15 protein-coding genes and 2 pseudogenes are annotated in these 14,527 nt (G+C 63.8%); 5 read left to right on the plus strand and 12 right to left on the minus strand.

The features are described from left to right. Positions 1 to 83: 83 nt before the first annotated feature. The 6 genes and pseudogenes from ACVIN2_RS13715 to ACVIN2_RS13740 all read right to left on the minus strand — a co-directional run bounded on the left by ACVIN2_RS13715 (position 84) and on the right by ACVIN2_RS13740 (position 6,254). Entirely contained in the window at positions 84 to 1,082 is a 999-nt protein-coding gene (locus ACVIN2_RS13715; RefSeq protein ID WP_317245092.1) for a polyprenyl synthetase family protein, read from the minus strand. A 99-nt stretch (positions 1,083 to 1,181) separates the two neighbouring features. Continuing rightward, complete coding sequence (locus tag ACVIN2_RS13720) at positions 1,182 to 2,525, minus strand: cytochrome P450 (RefSeq protein WP_456766006.1); 1,344 nt, start codon at positions 2,523 to 2,525, stop codon at positions 1,182 to 1,184. After that, positions 2,525 to 3,370, minus strand: coding sequence for an SDR family oxidoreductase (locus ACVIN2_RS13725; protein ID WP_456769712.1), 846 nt, complete (start codon positions 3,368 to 3,370; stop codon positions 2,525 to 2,527). The genes ACVIN2_RS13720 and ACVIN2_RS13725 overlap by 1 nt, the downstream gene beginning before the upstream one ends. After that, positions 3,357 to 3,665 (minus strand): ferredoxin, encoded by a 309-nt coding sequence (locus ACVIN2_RS13730; protein WP_231188988.1) that lies wholly within the window; start codon positions 3,663 to 3,665, stop codon positions 3,357 to 3,359. Before ACVIN2_RS13730 ends, ACVIN2_RS13725 begins: the two co-directional genes overlap by 14 nt. Before the next feature lies 1 nt (position 3,666). Then, complete coding sequence (locus tag ACVIN2_RS13735) at positions 3,667 to 4,956, minus strand: cytochrome P450 (RefSeq protein ID WP_456766007.1); 1,290 nt, start codon at positions 4,954 to 4,956, stop codon at positions 3,667 to 3,669. A 94-nt stretch (positions 4,957 to 5,050) separates the two neighbouring features. After that, positions 5,051 to 6,254, minus strand: a pseudogene (locus ACVIN2_RS13740) (cytochrome P450). Between the two features lie 287 nt (positions 6,255 to 6,541). On the opposite strand from ACVIN2_RS13740, the gene ACVIN2_RS13745 reads away from it, so the two are divergent. Then, positions 6,542 to 6,682, plus strand: coding sequence for a hypothetical protein (locus ACVIN2_RS13745; RefSeq protein WP_231189001.1), 141 nt, complete (start codon positions 6,542 to 6,544; stop codon positions 6,680 to 6,682). A 249-nt stretch (positions 6,683 to 6,931) separates the two neighbouring features. Here the strand turns inward: ACVIN2_RS13745 and ACVIN2_RS13750 are convergent, their stop codons facing one another. Beyond that, positions 6,932 to 8,131, minus strand: coding sequence for a cytochrome P450 (locus tag ACVIN2_RS13750; protein WP_456766008.1), 1,200 nt, complete (start codon positions 8,129 to 8,131; stop codon positions 6,932 to 6,934). 137 nt (positions 8,132 to 8,268) lie between these two features. On the opposite strand from ACVIN2_RS13750, the gene ACVIN2_RS13755 reads away from it, so the two are divergent. Continuing rightward, positions 8,269 to 9,015, plus strand: a complete 747-nt coding sequence (locus ACVIN2_RS13755; RefSeq protein ID WP_456766009.1) for a TetR/AcrR family transcriptional regulator — start codon at positions 8,269 to 8,271, stop codon at positions 9,013 to 9,015. A gap of 789 nt (positions 9,016 to 9,804) precedes the next feature. Here ACVIN2_RS13755 and ACVIN2_RS13760 read toward each other — a convergent pair. Together ACVIN2_RS13760 and ACVIN2_RS13765 are read right to left on the minus strand one after the other, a co-directional pair. Then, a complete protein-coding gene (locus tag ACVIN2_RS13760; RefSeq protein WP_456766010.1) occupies positions 9,805 to 10,161 on the minus strand; it encodes an aminotransferase class I/II-fold pyridoxal phosphate-dependent enzyme in 357 nt (118 codons plus the stop codon). An 8-nt stretch (positions 10,162 to 10,169) separates the two neighbouring features. After that, a complete protein-coding gene (locus ACVIN2_RS13765; RefSeq protein ID WP_326956081.1) occupies positions 10,170 to 10,406 on the minus strand; it encodes a GntR family transcriptional regulator in 237 nt (78 codons plus the stop codon). 482 nt (positions 10,407 to 10,888) lie between these two features. Here ACVIN2_RS13765 and ACVIN2_RS13770 point away from each other — a divergent pair, with 482 nt between their 5' ends. The 3 genes from ACVIN2_RS13770 (at position 10,889) to ACVIN2_RS13780 (ending at position 11,854) form a co-directional block, all read left to right on the plus strand. Next, entirely contained in the window at positions 10,889 to 11,068 is a 180-nt protein-coding gene (locus ACVIN2_RS13770) for a hypothetical protein (protein WP_456769713.1), read from the plus strand. Positions 11,069 to 11,208: 140 nt separating this feature from the next. After that, entirely contained in the window at positions 11,209 to 11,409 is a 201-nt protein-coding gene (locus tag ACVIN2_RS13775; RefSeq protein WP_317245100.1) for a hypothetical protein, read from the plus strand. 16 nt (positions 11,410 to 11,425) lie between these two features. After that, positions 11,426 to 11,854, plus strand: coding sequence for a hypothetical protein (locus ACVIN2_RS13780; RefSeq protein WP_007600175.1), 429 nt, complete (start codon positions 11,426 to 11,428; stop codon positions 11,852 to 11,854). A 226-nt stretch (positions 11,855 to 12,080) separates the two neighbouring features. On the opposite strand, the pseudogene ACVIN2_RS13785 reads toward ACVIN2_RS13780, so the two are convergent. The 3 genes and pseudogenes from ACVIN2_RS13785 to ACVIN2_RS13795 all read right to left on the minus strand — a co-directional run. Beyond that, positions 12,081 to 12,473, minus strand: a pseudogene (locus ACVIN2_RS13785) (TRAP transporter substrate-binding protein); the annotation flags it as partial. Positions 12,474 to 12,624: 151 nt separating this feature from the next. Then, entirely contained in the window at positions 12,625 to 13,671 is a 1,047-nt protein-coding gene (locus ACVIN2_RS13790; RefSeq protein ID WP_456766011.1) for a transketolase family protein, read from the minus strand. Continuing rightward, entirely contained in the window at positions 13,668 to 14,519 is an 852-nt protein-coding gene (locus ACVIN2_RS13795) for a transketolase (RefSeq protein ID WP_317245102.1), read from the minus strand. The genes ACVIN2_RS13790 and ACVIN2_RS13795 overlap by 4 nt, the downstream gene beginning before the upstream one ends. Positions 14,520 to 14,527: the final 8 nt, after the last annotated feature.

The raw sequence follows: 14,527 nt of genomic DNA on the forward strand, positions 1-14,527 counted from the left end.
CGGACTCGGACACGGTGCAGCATGCACCGCTACCGCCGGCTGATCGCAGCGGCACAAGGGCGACTCCATGCGCACGGGCGCGCTCATGCGCATGGCGCGTGCTTGAACAGGTGCGCGTTGGCCCGCTGCAGCATCTGCCCCAACCGTTCCGCACGCGGCCCCAGCGGGACGATGGCCTCTCCGGCGTCGCGCAACAGATCGAGCGCGAACTGGCGCGCAGCCTGCAGCCCCATGATCGACGCGCAGGTCGGCTTCTGCGCCGCCGCGTCCTTGCCGGGGGTCTTGCCCAGCGCCGCGGTATCCGCCGTCGCATCGAGAATGTCATCGACCACCTGCAACGCCAGGCCGAAACAGGCGCTGTAGCGATCGAGCGCACAGTACAGCGCAGCGTGCGCGGCATCCTCCGCAATGGCGAATAGCGCGCCCATGCGAACGGACGCGCGCACTAGCGCTCCGCTCTTCATCCGGTGCATCGCGACGATCCTGTCCAGCTCGACGTGCTTTCCGACCAGCGACAGATCGATGGCCTGCCCGCCTGCGGCACCCTCGGCGGACACCGCCTGCGCCAGTTCGCGCACGAGCGCGATAGGATTGTCGCCCGGCGCATCCAGGCTCGCCAGGGTCAGGAAGGCGTGCGCCTGCAGCGCGTCGCCGACCAGGATCGCGGTGGCTTCGCCGAACTTGACATGCACGGTCGGAAGGCCGCGGCGAAGCACGTCGTTGTCCATCGCGGGCAGGTCGTCGTGGACCAGGGTACAGGCGTGCATCATCTCGATCGCGGCGCCGACGTCGTCGAGCATGTGCGCCGGCGTGTCGGCCAGTGTGCCGGCAGCCAGACAGAGCAAGGCGCGGGTGCGCTTCCCGCCATGCAAGGTGGCGTAGCGCATTGCCGCGATCAGCTCGGTCTCACCCTTGTCTTCGACGCAGAGACGACGCGCGAGCGCTTGTTCGACCCGCTTTGCGCCGTCCTGCATCCAGATCTCAGGCATCAGCCTGCCGGAAGCGCCGCGCGCCTGCGCGCCCAATCCGCCGAGCGCGGAAACGCCAGTTCGGTCGTCGTGTAGCGTGGAACCGGTCTGCATGCTGTTCATGTCCTTGTACCTGACAGGAGACGGCCAGAGCGGGCCGCCGCGGTGTTGCCGGCGTCGCTGCCTCGCCACACAGGCGCAAGCGATGCCAGCTCATGAGAATCCGATGCGGATTTTCATGGACGGATGTGCGGTCGGGTAATAACGCCGGCCTTTTTCGACGCCGCTCAGCAACCGCGGCCGCACCCCGGCCTTGTGCATGGTCAGCGCCAAAGCGATGCAGAACTGCACCAGTTCGAGCCACACCAAGTGGTAGCCGATGCAGACGTGTGGGCCGGTACCGAACTGCAGCATGTCCACCGGCCGGATCGGCTCCGTGCGTTGCAGCCACCGCGCCAGGCGGAACTGATCAGGCGCCTCGTGCAGCAGCGCCGAGGTCGAGAAATGCAGCAGCGGGATGCACAGACGGGTGCCCGCGGGAATGGGCCGTTGGCCGAGTTGCAATTCCTGCAGCGCCCGACGCGGCAGGAGCGTGGTCGTCGGATGCACGCGCAGCGTCTCGCGGAACAGGGCCTCAGCGACCGGACACTGCGCCAGGTCCGCGTGCCGGGTCGGCACCGCGCCCACGCGTTGCGCCTCCTCGACCAGGGCGTCCCACAGCACAGGCTGCCGCGCCAGCTCGATCACCATCCAGGCCATCGTCGAGGCGGTGGTGTCGTGACCGGCAAGCAGCAGCAAGCGGATATTGGCGACCAGGACGTCATCGGAGAGCGCATCGTCGCTGCGATCGAAGGCGCTTACCATGTCGTTGATCAACCCGGTGCGCGCGGCATGCGCGCGCGCGTCGCGGACGAACTGGCGCAACTGCGCGTCGATCCAGTCGCGGGCGGCGCGGCCCCGCCGCAAGGGCAGCCCGGGCAGGTCGACCGGGGGCGCGACGATCAACTGCAGCAGTTGCCGGTACTTGCGATGCCATCCTGGCAAGTCCTGCGCGGGGATACCCATGAGGCTGAAGATGAGTTTTAGCATCAGGTCGCCGGTTTCGCGCAGGATGGTTACGTCGCCGCGGTCACGCCACGCCTGCACCCGCGCCCAGATGACGGGCGCGAACAGGTCGCCGATGCCGGCCTGAGTCAGCCCTTTGGGCAGGAACGCCGCCTTGATCGCATCGCGCGCCTGCCGGTGCGCGCCGCCGTCCTGGGCGACCAACGTTCCGCCAAGTAATTCGGGCGCGATCTCTTCGATCAGCACCGAGGACACGTCCTTGTGCCGGAGCAGCGCGAACGCGTCCGGATCCACGCAGGTCATCAGGTGTCCGGCAGGGCCGAAATCCAGCCAGAAGTGGCTGCCCAGCATCCGTTCCGCGCGCCGCAGCAGGCGCGGCAGGTCGCAGACGATGGCGGGAAGATGCCCGACCAGGGGGAAAGCGCCGGGCACGATCGGGATGTCGTACCGCAGCCGGTGCCGACGCGCCAGCGGGTTGAGCAGCATGTCCATCAGCAGCGCGGCGCCGCAGCCGCTTCGGCGGTGTTGTCGGCAGGCCGCGCGGCGCGGCTGTTGCCACCGTCGGCGTACGTCGGCACATGCGCCAGCATGCCGCCGTCAATGCACACGACCTGGCCGGTGATGAACGCAGCATCCTCGGAAAGCAGGAACGCCACCAGCGCGGCGACGTCCTCGGGACGGCCGACGCGCGGCAGGAGCTGGTGCCGGCGCAGATGCCGTTGCATGCCCTCGTCCAGCTTGGCGAGGAGACGCTCGGTCATGATGAGACCCGGCGCAACCGCGTTGCAGCGGATCCGCGCATGACCGTACTGGGTGGCGAGCGAGGCCGACAGCATGTTCATCGCCGCCTTCGACGCGGCGTAGGACGTCTGCGCGGTGTCACCGCTGAGCCCCTGGCATGACGACATGTTGACGATCGCGCCACCGCCGCGGGCGATCATCGGTGGGATTGCCTGCCGGCAGCAGAGCAGGGTGCCGCGCAGATTGGTCGCCATGGTCTGGTCCCAGACCGCCAGATCCAGGTCGAGGATCGCGCGGTCGCGCGGGGTCAGATGCATGGCGCTCGCGTTGTTCACCAGCAGGTCGACCCCACCGAAGTGCCGCTCCGCCGTCTCGAACAGCGCTGCCACCGCCTGCGCATCGGCGATGTCCATCGCCAGGGCCAGCGCGTGGCCCGCTTCGGCCGCGATCTGCGCGGTGCAGGCGATGGCCGCCGCGCCGTCAATGTCGGCCACCACCACTCTGCCGCCCTCGCGCGCGATAGCGAGGGCGCATGCCTTGCCGATACCGGCGCCGGCGCCGGTTACCACGGCCACCTTGCCTTCAAACCGTCCCATCGTGTCCTCGTCGATTGCGTTGGTCTTTCGCGGCATGCCGCTCGGCCTCGGCCGGAGAAGGCGCAGGGTCGGCGGTGGCGCGCTCGTCATCGCCAGCGTCGCTTTCGATGACCCTAATGGCGGCGACCGGGCATTGGCTGGCCGCGAGCCGCACGGCGGCGTGCAGCGCCTGCGGGACCGTCGCCACGCACACTTCGGCCACGCCGTCCGGTTCGCGCTGGCGAAAGGTGCCCGGCAGCGTCAACACGCACTGCCCGGTGGTTCCGCACATATCCTGGTCGACCACGACGCGCATCTCAGTCCCCGTGCTCATGCAGCCGCACCGGCAACGCGCGGAACGTCCTAAGGAACGCGGAGGGCTCCCGGCTCGGCTGCTCGGCCAATGCCAGCGTGGGGAAGCGCGCCTGGATCCGCTGCAGGCTCTCGGCCAACTGCACCCGGGCCAGTTGCGCACCGAGGCAGAAGTGGATGCCGTGGCCGAAGCTCAGCATGATCTTCCCGTCGGTCGACATGCCAGGACTGGTGCCGTAGAACCGCGCGGGATCGAAGCGGTCGGGGTCGGCGAAGGCGTCCGGGTCGCGATTGCCGGCCGCGATCAGCACGCGCACGTCCGCGTTCTTCGGGATCACCACGCCGCCTAGTTCGATGTCGCGCTGGGCGATACGCGGAATGGAGCTGAACATGGCGGGCGCGTCGCAGCGCAGGACCTCTTCGACGAATGCCTTCACCCCCACGGCGTCTCCCTGCAGCCAGTGCCGCTGTTCGGGATACGCCAGCATCGCCAGGACCGCATGGTCGATGGTCGCGGCAGTGGTGGCGAAGCCGCCCAGCAGCATGCCCCACAGCATGCTGATCAACTCCGCATCCGACAGCGTGTCGGCATCGTCCTCGTGTGCGCCGACCAGCATCGACACGATGTCGTGGCGGGGATCGGTGCGCCTGCGCTCTATGAGGTCGCCGAAGTAGGCCTGCACCCTGGCGCTGGCCGCGTCCGCCGCGGCAAGCTGGGGATCGCTGGCGTGCGGGCTTAGGCCTTCCAGAATGGCGCCGATGCCGGCGGCGAGCCCGAACATGTCGTCTTGGGGCATGCCGAACAGTTCGGCGAAGATTAGCATGGGCAAGGCCAGCGCGAATTCCCGATGCAGGTCCACCGTCTCCCCGCGCTCCAGCGCGGGCGCCATGCCGTCCAGGCGCGCTGCGACGATGCGCGCGATGCTCGGCCGCAGGTCGTCGATCTGGCGCATGGTGAAATCGCGCGAGATCAGCCGGCGCAGACGCGTATGCGTCGGTGGGTCCTTCATCGCCAGCGTGGACGCCAGCAGATTGAGCGACAGGCTGGTCGCTGCACGCGGGAAATAGCGCGCCAGTTCGCCCGGCGCCGGTCCCCGAAACGCATCGCCCGTGGCCTTGAGCGCCCAGTAGATGTCGCCGTGGCGGCTCAACAGAAAGAGGCCCGACGCCGCGCGATGCACCGGATCGTGCTCGCGCAACCACCGCATGAACGGATACGGGTCGTGGATGCACGCTGGCGACGCCAGTTCGGCGAAGGCGTCCCGGCATGCTGCCGTGGTTTCTTGCACGTCCATCTTGGTTAACTGTTGGCTTGCTGATCGGAACGGCGCGCGCCAGGCGCGCCGGCAAATTGCGGAGAAGATCGCGATTCCCGGCGGTGTCCGCGCATCACCAGAGCACCGGCAACTCTTCGAACCCGCCAGTGATGATCTCCTTGCGCAACTTCAGTTCTTCCGGCGCCACGGCCAGGCGCAGCGCGGGAAAGTGCTGGAAGATCGAACCGAACACCACTTTGAGTTCCAGCCTGGCCAGCGCCATGCCGAGGCAGTAGTGCGGACCGTAGGAGAACGCCAGGTGCGGGTTTTCGGCGCGCCCGATATCGAAGATTTGCGGGTCGTCGAAATGGCGCGGATCGAACGACGTCGCAGGCAGTCCGACCAGCACCTTGCTCTCCGCGGGAATATGCACGCCCGCGATGGTCACGTCGGTCCTCGGATAGCGCATGATGCCGTCCCAGCCCACGCCCGCCGGGTACATGCGTAGGATTTCCTCCACCGCCGTGTCCACCAGGGATGGATCGCCGACCAGGCGTTCGCGCTGTTGCGGATGGCGGAACATGGCCAGCAGGCCGAATTCGATCTGCGCGACGGTGCTCTCGTGCCCCGCCACCAGCATGCCCGCGGCCAGACCGATCGCCTCTTCCTCGGTCGCCTTGCCCTGGTCGACCGCCGCGAGCAGGTCCGTCAGCAGGTTGTCGCCCGGATCCTGGCGCTTGTCCCGCATCTTGCTGCGAATGTAGGCGCGCAGTTCTTCCCAAGCCAGGCGCGACGCGCTGCGCGGGCCGCTTTCATGCTGGTGCGTCATTACCTCGTCAGACAGGCCGGCGAAAAACGCGTGATCCTCGTAGAGCACGCCCATCAGCGCGCTGATGACCATGGCCGGAAGCGGAAAGGAGAGGTGGCGCCGCAGGTCGGGCGGGCTGGGGCTGGGCCGCCAGCGTCTCGAACAACTGCGCGGCGATCGCCTCGACCTGCCGCGCGAGCAGCTTCACCCTGCGGTCGTTGAAGGCTGGCGCCACGATCGTGCGCAACCGGGCATGCTCGCCCCCCTCGTGCGAGACCAGCCACCCCGGCGAACCGAGAATTACCGAATCCGGGGTGAATGCCGCCGGCGGCATTCCCGCGGGCCGGAACGCCGCGTCGGACAGCACCGCCTTGGCCTCGTCGTAGCCTGTCACCCACCAGCCTTCGTGCCCGGACGGGAAGCGCACGCGGTGGATCGGACCGTTGGCGCGTAGCGCCAACATCTTGGGCGAGGGCTCGATGTGATCGACGCGCCACATCGGCAGCGTCGGCAAGAGTTGTTCGGACATGGTGACACTTCAGTCTCTACGCGATGGAAGGGCGGAAGGTGACCGGCAGACGGTGCGGGCTTCACGTGCGCTTGCGTTCGCTTCTGTTCGTCGATGATGAGGATCGGCGGGGACGGCGGCCGGAACCTAGGGCCTCAAAGTGGCTTTAGCCAACTACCGAATCTTGTAGTAGCGTCCTAAACTAAACGCTCGGTGGCGCAAAAAATATGCGGAAAACTCTGCCGCCACGCGCTGCAATACGGAACCTATTTCCGATGCGTATCCGCCTATGTTGGTTGGCTACATGCGTGTCGTCGGACTCCGACGGCGAGAGCACGGACTTGCAGCGCGATGCGCTGCTCGCCGCCGGCATTGATCTGGTGACCTGCCTGGGGTTCGCCACGATGACGATGGCGTATTTCGCAAGGCTGATAGAGGGCCCGCGTTGATTCTCGATGCAAACGTTATCAAGGCGATCGTTGATCCTTCGGGCCCTTGGGAGCTCCTTTTCAAGAACAAGATCCCTTCTCGGTTCAACGAACTTCCATGCGAAAGGCGTGCTGAACTATAGCAACTACGTCGAAGAAGCAGCGGCGCTTGCACGACAACACCTTTCGGGCAATAAGCTCGCAAAGGAAGCAGGTCCGCCAGCCGTCCTGGCGGGCAATGACAGCCGCCGCAAAGAGCCCGGGCTGGCGCTATTTCGTCGTAACGCGTACCGGCAGTGAGCTGAGGGCCCGCAATCCACTGCTGTCGCGGTATACCGGCTCGCCCGTTATCTCGATTGATGCGACGCTCGCCGCCAAGGCGGCCAGAACGGCTTCGCCTTCGAGCCGCGCGACCATTTGCCCCACGCAGCCATGGATCCCGGTGCCGAAGCCGATATGGCCCGAGACGCGCCGGGTGATGTCGAACTGGTCGGGCTGCTCCCACCGCGTTTCGTCGCGATTTGCAGAACCAATCAGCAGCAATACTTTCTCGTGCTTACCGATCGGCACCCCTGCGATCTCGGTTTCATGCGGTGTGGTCCGAAAGACGTAAGGTGCGGCGGAATCATAGCGCAGGCTCTCATCGAACGCGCCGCGCGCCAGCGAAGGATTGGCGGCCAGAATGGCCCACTGCTCCGGATGACGGACCAAACTAAAGAGGGCCATGCCTGTTGCACTGATAGTCGTATCCAGTCCCGCCGAAAGAAAGGACCGGACGAGCAGAGGCGCTTCGTCATGGGTAATTTCGCCGCTATCGGCGGCCTCGTAGACCTGTGCGCCAAAACTGCCGGGAGCCAAGGCGTCCCGTTGGCATTTCGCGGCAACCCAAGGCAAAACCTCAGGTGCCTTGGCCATCAGAGTTCGGAAATAATCGTTCTCCGGCCCCATGCCGGCAAACACCATTGCGCCGTAGGTCAGAAAATTTTCGCGGCCCTCATTGTCGATGCCCAGAGCATCCGGAAATACAGTCACCGGAAATATTTCGGCAAGATCGCGGACGGCGTCGAACGATCGCTTTTCAATGAGTTCATCGACCAGCGCGGCGGCCTTGGCCTTGAAACCGTTCTCGAGCCCCCGCATGGCACCCGGCGACATGATCCGAGCTAGCACCTTTCGGGTGCGTGTATGTAGCGGCGGGTCAGCTTCGAGGACGATGCTTGGCGGACGCCACGGCTTCTCCTTGAAATAATTGATGATGCCAGCACCACCGGCATTGCTGAAGTTCACATGGTCAGCAAAGACCGCCTTGATCTCGGCAAAACGCGGCACGGCGAAGATGCGATATTTCTCGAGCCGGACGACGGGTGCCGTCGCACGAAGCTCGGCATAGGCCGGATAGGGGTCGATGCGAGTGTCCCAGTCGAACGGATCGAAATCGCTGCAGGCATACTCGCGTGCTGACGTTGCCACTGCTTGCCTCCGTTTGGTCGCTTCAACTTAATTGACTATAGTCATTTATTGCAGAAGGTGGCAAGCTAGGAATGGAGCGGCGTTTTTTGCTCGTGATAACAGCCATGTAGCTGCAGGACAGACCAGGCGGAGATTGGATGTCGGCCGAGAGATCAGGAAACTCCAAGGGGATGCGACGCTTTCAGAAGCGCGCACGCCAAGAAGCTGACAAGCGCGCGTTGCAGGCTCGAATCCTGGAAACAGCGCGAAAGGAGTTCGCGAGCGGCACACTCGAAACCGTTTCGATCCAGAAGATCGCCGATGCGCTCGGTTACTCGAAGGGTACGGTTCTCAAATACTTTCCGACCAAGATCCTGCTGCTGCTGGCAGTGAAGGAGAGGAATCTCGAGGAAATGGCGGATCGGCTCGACCAAGTCCGCGCGCTTCATTCCAGCGGTGAGGTCCGGCTGCGGCGTGTCATGGAGGCCTATATCGAGTATTGGGTGAACAACCCCGATCATTTTCGATCGCTCTATTCGATGGCCGGCACAGTCGAGGACAGGCGTTTTCCCGACGGGGTTTATTTCGGTGAAACTGAGATCGCACGAAAGGGCTACGGGCTATTTGTGACCTCGATGGCGGAGTATCTTTCCGAATTAGGGGTGGAGGCGACGCCAAGGCTGACGGAGCGCCTCGCGACCGCCCTGCTATCGGCGGCGCATGGGGTGATCTCGCTGCCACTGGGAACACCAACGATGAAATGGCCGGATACTCGTGGCAACGGACGATTGGTCCTCGACAGTCTCATCGACGCTTGGTCGGCGAAGATTAAAGCCGCTCGGCAGACCGAGACCTGGCCGAGAATTTCCATCGGTGATCTCTTTAGTTCGGCAGCACCGGCTTGATGGCAGCCGATCTATCGTCGCAGCCAAGAAAAGGGGCTGTCGTGCGAAGGGATTCGCCACGCATACCGAAACGAAGACGGACACCTACGCGTGAGAAGCGACGTTTACTGGCCGGCGAGCCATAATGTCCCGAAGTATCTGAAATATATCGGACAGTTCTTTAGGATCGCTGGGGGCGCCAAAACAGATGCGAATGGCGCCAGGATCCCCCTTTCCCACCGCTGAGGCGATGCGGGGGGGACAAGTATGCCTCGTCCTGGCGCAGCGGCCGTAAACCGATCTGCGGACCACTCTTGCGGCAACTGCAACTATCCGTAGAAGGCTGAGAACTGAAGTTTGCGGCATTGGGAAAAAGTCTAGGAGCACCCCGTAACGTTCGTGCGCCTGACGCCGCCGCTCACGCAGAAGTTCTTCCAGCTTTCCGCTCTCAATCAACCGCACCACAGTCTCGCCTAACACCTGAGCAACAAACCAGGCACAGGCGTGCAGGAGGAGCTGAGTTTGAGCGATGTAGGCCGGCGGGACTGTCACTGTCCCGAGCCTGAAGGCTGGCGCAAGGTATTTGGAGTAGGACGTGTAGAAGGAGAGGGCCGGCACCAATGAGGCGATCGGCACAGGACGCTCGGGGAAGAAAAAGCGGTAAACGTCATCCTCTATGATGGCGAGATCGAGCTCCTCGGCGAATTCACCGATGCGCCCCCGCGGTCAAGACTCAGCGTGCGAGCCGTGGGGCTCTGCAACGTCGGCAGGCAATAGAGCACTCGCGCTCGGGACGCCCGGCAGGCTTTTTCAGCGCCTCAGGGTCGATTCGGTCCTCATCCATGTCCACGGGCACCAAATTAAGGTGGCTGGCGCGGCGATGGCTTTGAAGCAGGGATAAGTGAAAGCACCCACCAAGACACTGTCGCCGGGTTTTGCCACGAAGCGCAGGGCGACATCGATCGCGTGCTGGGCGCCGTTGCACAGAATCAGCTGTGCCGGCGCGACCGTAAAGGCGTTGTCAGAGAGCGAGGCTGCGATGATTTCACGTCCCTGGGAAAGGCCAGCGTGAGGATGGTAGCCCAACAACAGTGCAAGATCAGGTTCGCGCACCACCTCGCCAAACAACGCGGACAGGACCTGCGTTTCGCTTCCGTGGCCGGGCACGCTCAGCGCTAAATTGACCGGTTCATGTCATGCCGTGGCCGCCTCGGCCTGCGCGGCGAATGACGCCGGACGAAGGTTCCCTGCCCGACATGTCCGCTGATACCGCGTTGTTCGGCCTTCTGATAGGCTTTGCTGACGGTGCCGACGGACAGGCCGAGCTCTCGTGCCAGTTCAAGGTGCGGCGGAAGGCAGTCGCCATCGGACAGCCGACCGTCAGCGATGTCCCGCTCCAGAGCACTGACCAGGGCGAGCTAGCGCGCCCCCTCGGACGCGAGTTTCCGCGGCCGGCGCGTATCTGCAGAAAGCCTGGCGCGGCAAACGGCCAGTACGTCATCACGCCGGAGATGAGCCCCGGCTTCGTGGAGGCACTCCCTGTCAGCAAATCCCACGGCATCGGTCCGGCGACTTGCGCCAAGATGAATGCTATCGGGCGGTACACTGCCTCGACGTCCGCAATCAGTCGCTCGACTCTGCAAGCCAATTTCGGCAAGGCCGGCGCGTAATACTACCGGATATCGAGGGGCATCGATCACCGCGAGGTCCGCGCGAACCGGATCCGGAAGTCGGTTGGTGCGGAGAATACGTCCTCAACCGATCTTTAGCGCTTTCGACGCAATGGCCACCGAGTTGGGCCCGCTGATCGAGAAGGTCTGGCGGCACTGGGAGGACAAGGACCGCGCGGGCCCGGAAAGTCACGCTGAAGGCTCAAGTCAACGATTTTGACATCATCACGCGCAGCAGGTCCATGCCGATCGCGAAGTCGAACCACAGCGAGCCCGAACACTTCTCGATCGCGCTGCTTCAAAACGAGATGCCTGCTCCAAAGCCGGTTCGGCTTCTCGGAGTATCGTTGTCCTCGCCCCACGGTGAGTGGCAGGTGAGCCGCAACTCGGCCTGGCCGATTTGAGAGGCGCAGTTTCGAGCAGGATTTCAGGAGGGGCGCAGGCGCAGGTCGTGTGCAGTGCGGCAGAGTTCATTAGTTCACATTCGTGAATCCCAAAATGGAAAGACTTGCGGTAGGATCGGGCTTTCCAAGGGGGCGCACCCATGTTTGAACAAGCTACAACCGCTCTATTGCGAGCGGTACTTGACGAGGTCTGCGAAAAGCTAGCCCGCGACGAGACGGGCGCTCGCACCCATGTGGCCTGCAAGATCCTCGAAACCGCAAAGACCGGCGAAACGACACCGGACGAGCTGCGGCAGATTGGCCGGAAAGCCCTGACACAAGCGCCGAGGATGTGGCGTTGATCAGGCGAGGTGCGCAGTGAATTTCCAGGTCACGGTCTTGAAGATCCTGGTGAGTTATCCGGATGGATTCGCCGTGATGGCGGACCTCAAGCGCGACATGGCCATCCTGGCGACCAGCGGCCCGGAATGGGCCGAGCGCACCAAGCGGATGGCAACGCGCGTACCCGAGCTCGACATTTTTTCGGACGGCCTCGTCGAGCGTCAAAACGGCGGCTGGAGGATTACTGTGAAGGGACGAGCCGTGCTCGAATCCATGGAGGCGCGCCGGACCGAACACGAGCCGGTCGAGAAGGTGCCAGTCGAAACGGCCGGGCCACCAGTGCCATCCTTGCCGCTGCCGGCAGAGCGAGCGAAGCGCCGACGCGAACGGCGCCAGCGTCGCCGCGAAGCCCGCGAACGCATGCATCTTAAGTGGGCAGGGCGCGGCGGCAGCCCAACTCATTGACCAAAAAGTAGATAGCTCCTGTCGATGCCGCGCCGACCCCGCGTCTCATGGGTCCAGCCGACAGCTCGGCGATAGCTGCCGATCGCCGCGGTCCGCTTGAGTGTCTTGACGACGACGGGCTGGTTCTCATCCGCGAAAGGGGAGACCCAAAGCGCATCCTCGGGACAATAAAGCTCGCAAAAGGAAGCATGTCGTCGTGACGGGCAATGACCGGAATTCCTTAGGTGCCGAGTTTGCCGTCCATCGCCTTCCACACGCTGTCGTAATCGGCGAATGCGAAGACGGTGCATGCCCGCGCTCGGCACCAGGGTGGCAAGGATCGAGGACGGTTGGTTGAAGAACTCACGCCGCTGCGTACCTGGTCAGGAGTTCGGTGTCGGAGCCGAGCTGATTGGCCGGAAACAGCCTGATCTCCAGCCCGCGCTCGTCGCTTCGCGGATCGGTCGATCGCCTCTTGGGCCCGGATATTCACGGGGTGGGTCGGATCCTGCCCGGTCGCAAACTTGTAAACGAACTCGGCTGCGGAAGCCGGACGAGTAAGAATCCCGCAGAGAGGTACGGCCGTGGCTGCCATCAATAGCGTACGGCGGCTCATCCTTCCGGGCTTCGAGACAATCATGTTTCCTCCTGATCCTGCATTGACGTTGGTGCCGACAGCATCAGCCTGCGCTGGCGTGCAGCTTTCGCGTCTCTTGGTTCCCCGCTCTCGACCGCCGGCATGTAGGCAAGAGTCATCGCTCCCCGGCGCAACATGCGACGGGTGTAGCTCCTCACAAGGACTTGGCTGGATTGGCGCTTAGCGCCGGTGCAAGCCACTGCTTGATCTGCCTTGCGACCTCTGCGGTAGAAATCCCGTAGCGGTCGTGCAGTGTCGGAAGTGCGCCAGCGTCAAGAAATTCGTCCGGCAATGCGATCTGGCGGAAACGCGGATGAACGCCTGAACGCATTAGAACCGCGGCAATTGCCTCGCCAAGGCCGCCAATCGACGTGTGGTTTTCGGCAACGACGACAAGACGGCCCGATTTGCCGGCTTCACGCAAGATCGTCTCAGTGTCGAGCGGCTTGATGGTTGGAACATGCAGCACCGCAGTGTCGATGCTGTCGCCCTTCAAGGTTTGCGCCGCCTCGAGCGCACGCATGGTCATGATGCCGGATGAGATGACCAGGGCGTCCTTCCCGTCACGAATCAGCTTGGCCCTGCCAAGCTCGAATTTGTAATCATATTCGTCCAGCACGAGCGGCACCTGGCCGCGCAGCAGGCGGGTGTAGACAGGCCCGTGATGGGCCGCGATGGCGGGCACCAGCTGCTCGATTTCGTGAGCATCGCAGGGATCGATGACCGTCATATTCGGCATCGCGCGAAACAGGGCGACATCTTCTGCGGCCTGATGGCTCGGGCCATAGCCCGAGGTCAGCCCCGGCAGCGCGCAGACGATCTTCACGTTGCGATCTTCCTCCGCGATCGTCTGGTGTATGAAGTCGTAAGCCCGTCGCGATGCGAACACGGCGTAAGTGGTCGCGAACGGCATGAAGCCTTCGGCGGCAAGGCCCGACGCAGCGCCGAACAGAAGCTGCTCGGCCATGCCCATCTGATAATAACGGTCCGGAAATTCCTTCGCGAAGATGTGCAGATCGGTGTATTTGCCCAGATCGGCCGTCATGCCGACAACCTCAGGGCGGCTGCGGGCGAGCTCGACGAGCGCATGTCCAAAGGGCGCCGGTTTCGTCTTCTGTCTTTCAGAAGCGATCGATGCGATCATGGCGGAGGTGGTCAGGCGCGGCTTGCGCGGCTGCGGTGCTGATCTGATGGTCCTCATGCCTGCCTCCCAGCTTCCAGCGCGGCAAGCGCGAGCTGCCATTCGTGCTGCTCGACGCGGATGAAATGATTCTTCTCGCGCTGCTCCAGGAAAGGAACGCCCTTCCCCATCAGAGTGTCGGCGACGATCATCCTCGGCTTGGGCTCGGGATGGGACTTGGCGGCGTCGAACGCGGTAAGTACGGCATCGAGATCGTTGCCGTCGATCCGCTGCACGAACCAGCCGAAGGCCTGAAGCTTGTCGACCAGCGGCTCGAAGGCCATAACCTGCGTGGAAGGACCATCCGCCTGCTGATTGTTGACGTCGACGATGCCGATCAGATTGTCGAGCTTGTAGTGGCCTGCCGACTGGATCGCTTCCCAGACGGAGCCTTCGTCGAGTTCGCCATCGGAAAACAACGTGTATACCTGTGCCTCGGATCTCTTGCGCTTGAGTCCTAGGCTCATGCCGACGGCAATGCTCAGCCCAAGTCCGAGCGATCCGCCCGACATTTCCATTCCGGGCGTGTAGGAGGCCATGCCCGACATCGGCAGGCGGCTCTCGTCGCTGCCATAGGTTTCGAGTTCTTCCTCCGGGACAATTCCCGCCTCGATCAAAGCTGCGTAGAGTGCGATGGCATAATGTCCGTTGGAGAGCAGAAAGCGGTCCCGGCCCTCCCATGACGGGTCTTCAGGCCGGTAACGCATGGCGTGGAAATAGGCCACGGCGAGAACATCGGAGATGTCGAGCGCCTGCGCGATATAACCCTGCCCCTGGACTTCGCCCATGCGCAGCGCATTGCGGCGGATGTTGTAGGCGCGGTCCGCTAGCTTGGGCGCGTTGATAAGCGCATTGGTGGGCGTTTCCATCGATCTGG

The sequence above is a fragment of the Bradyrhizobium sp. USDA 3650 genome (assembly GCF_054057395.1).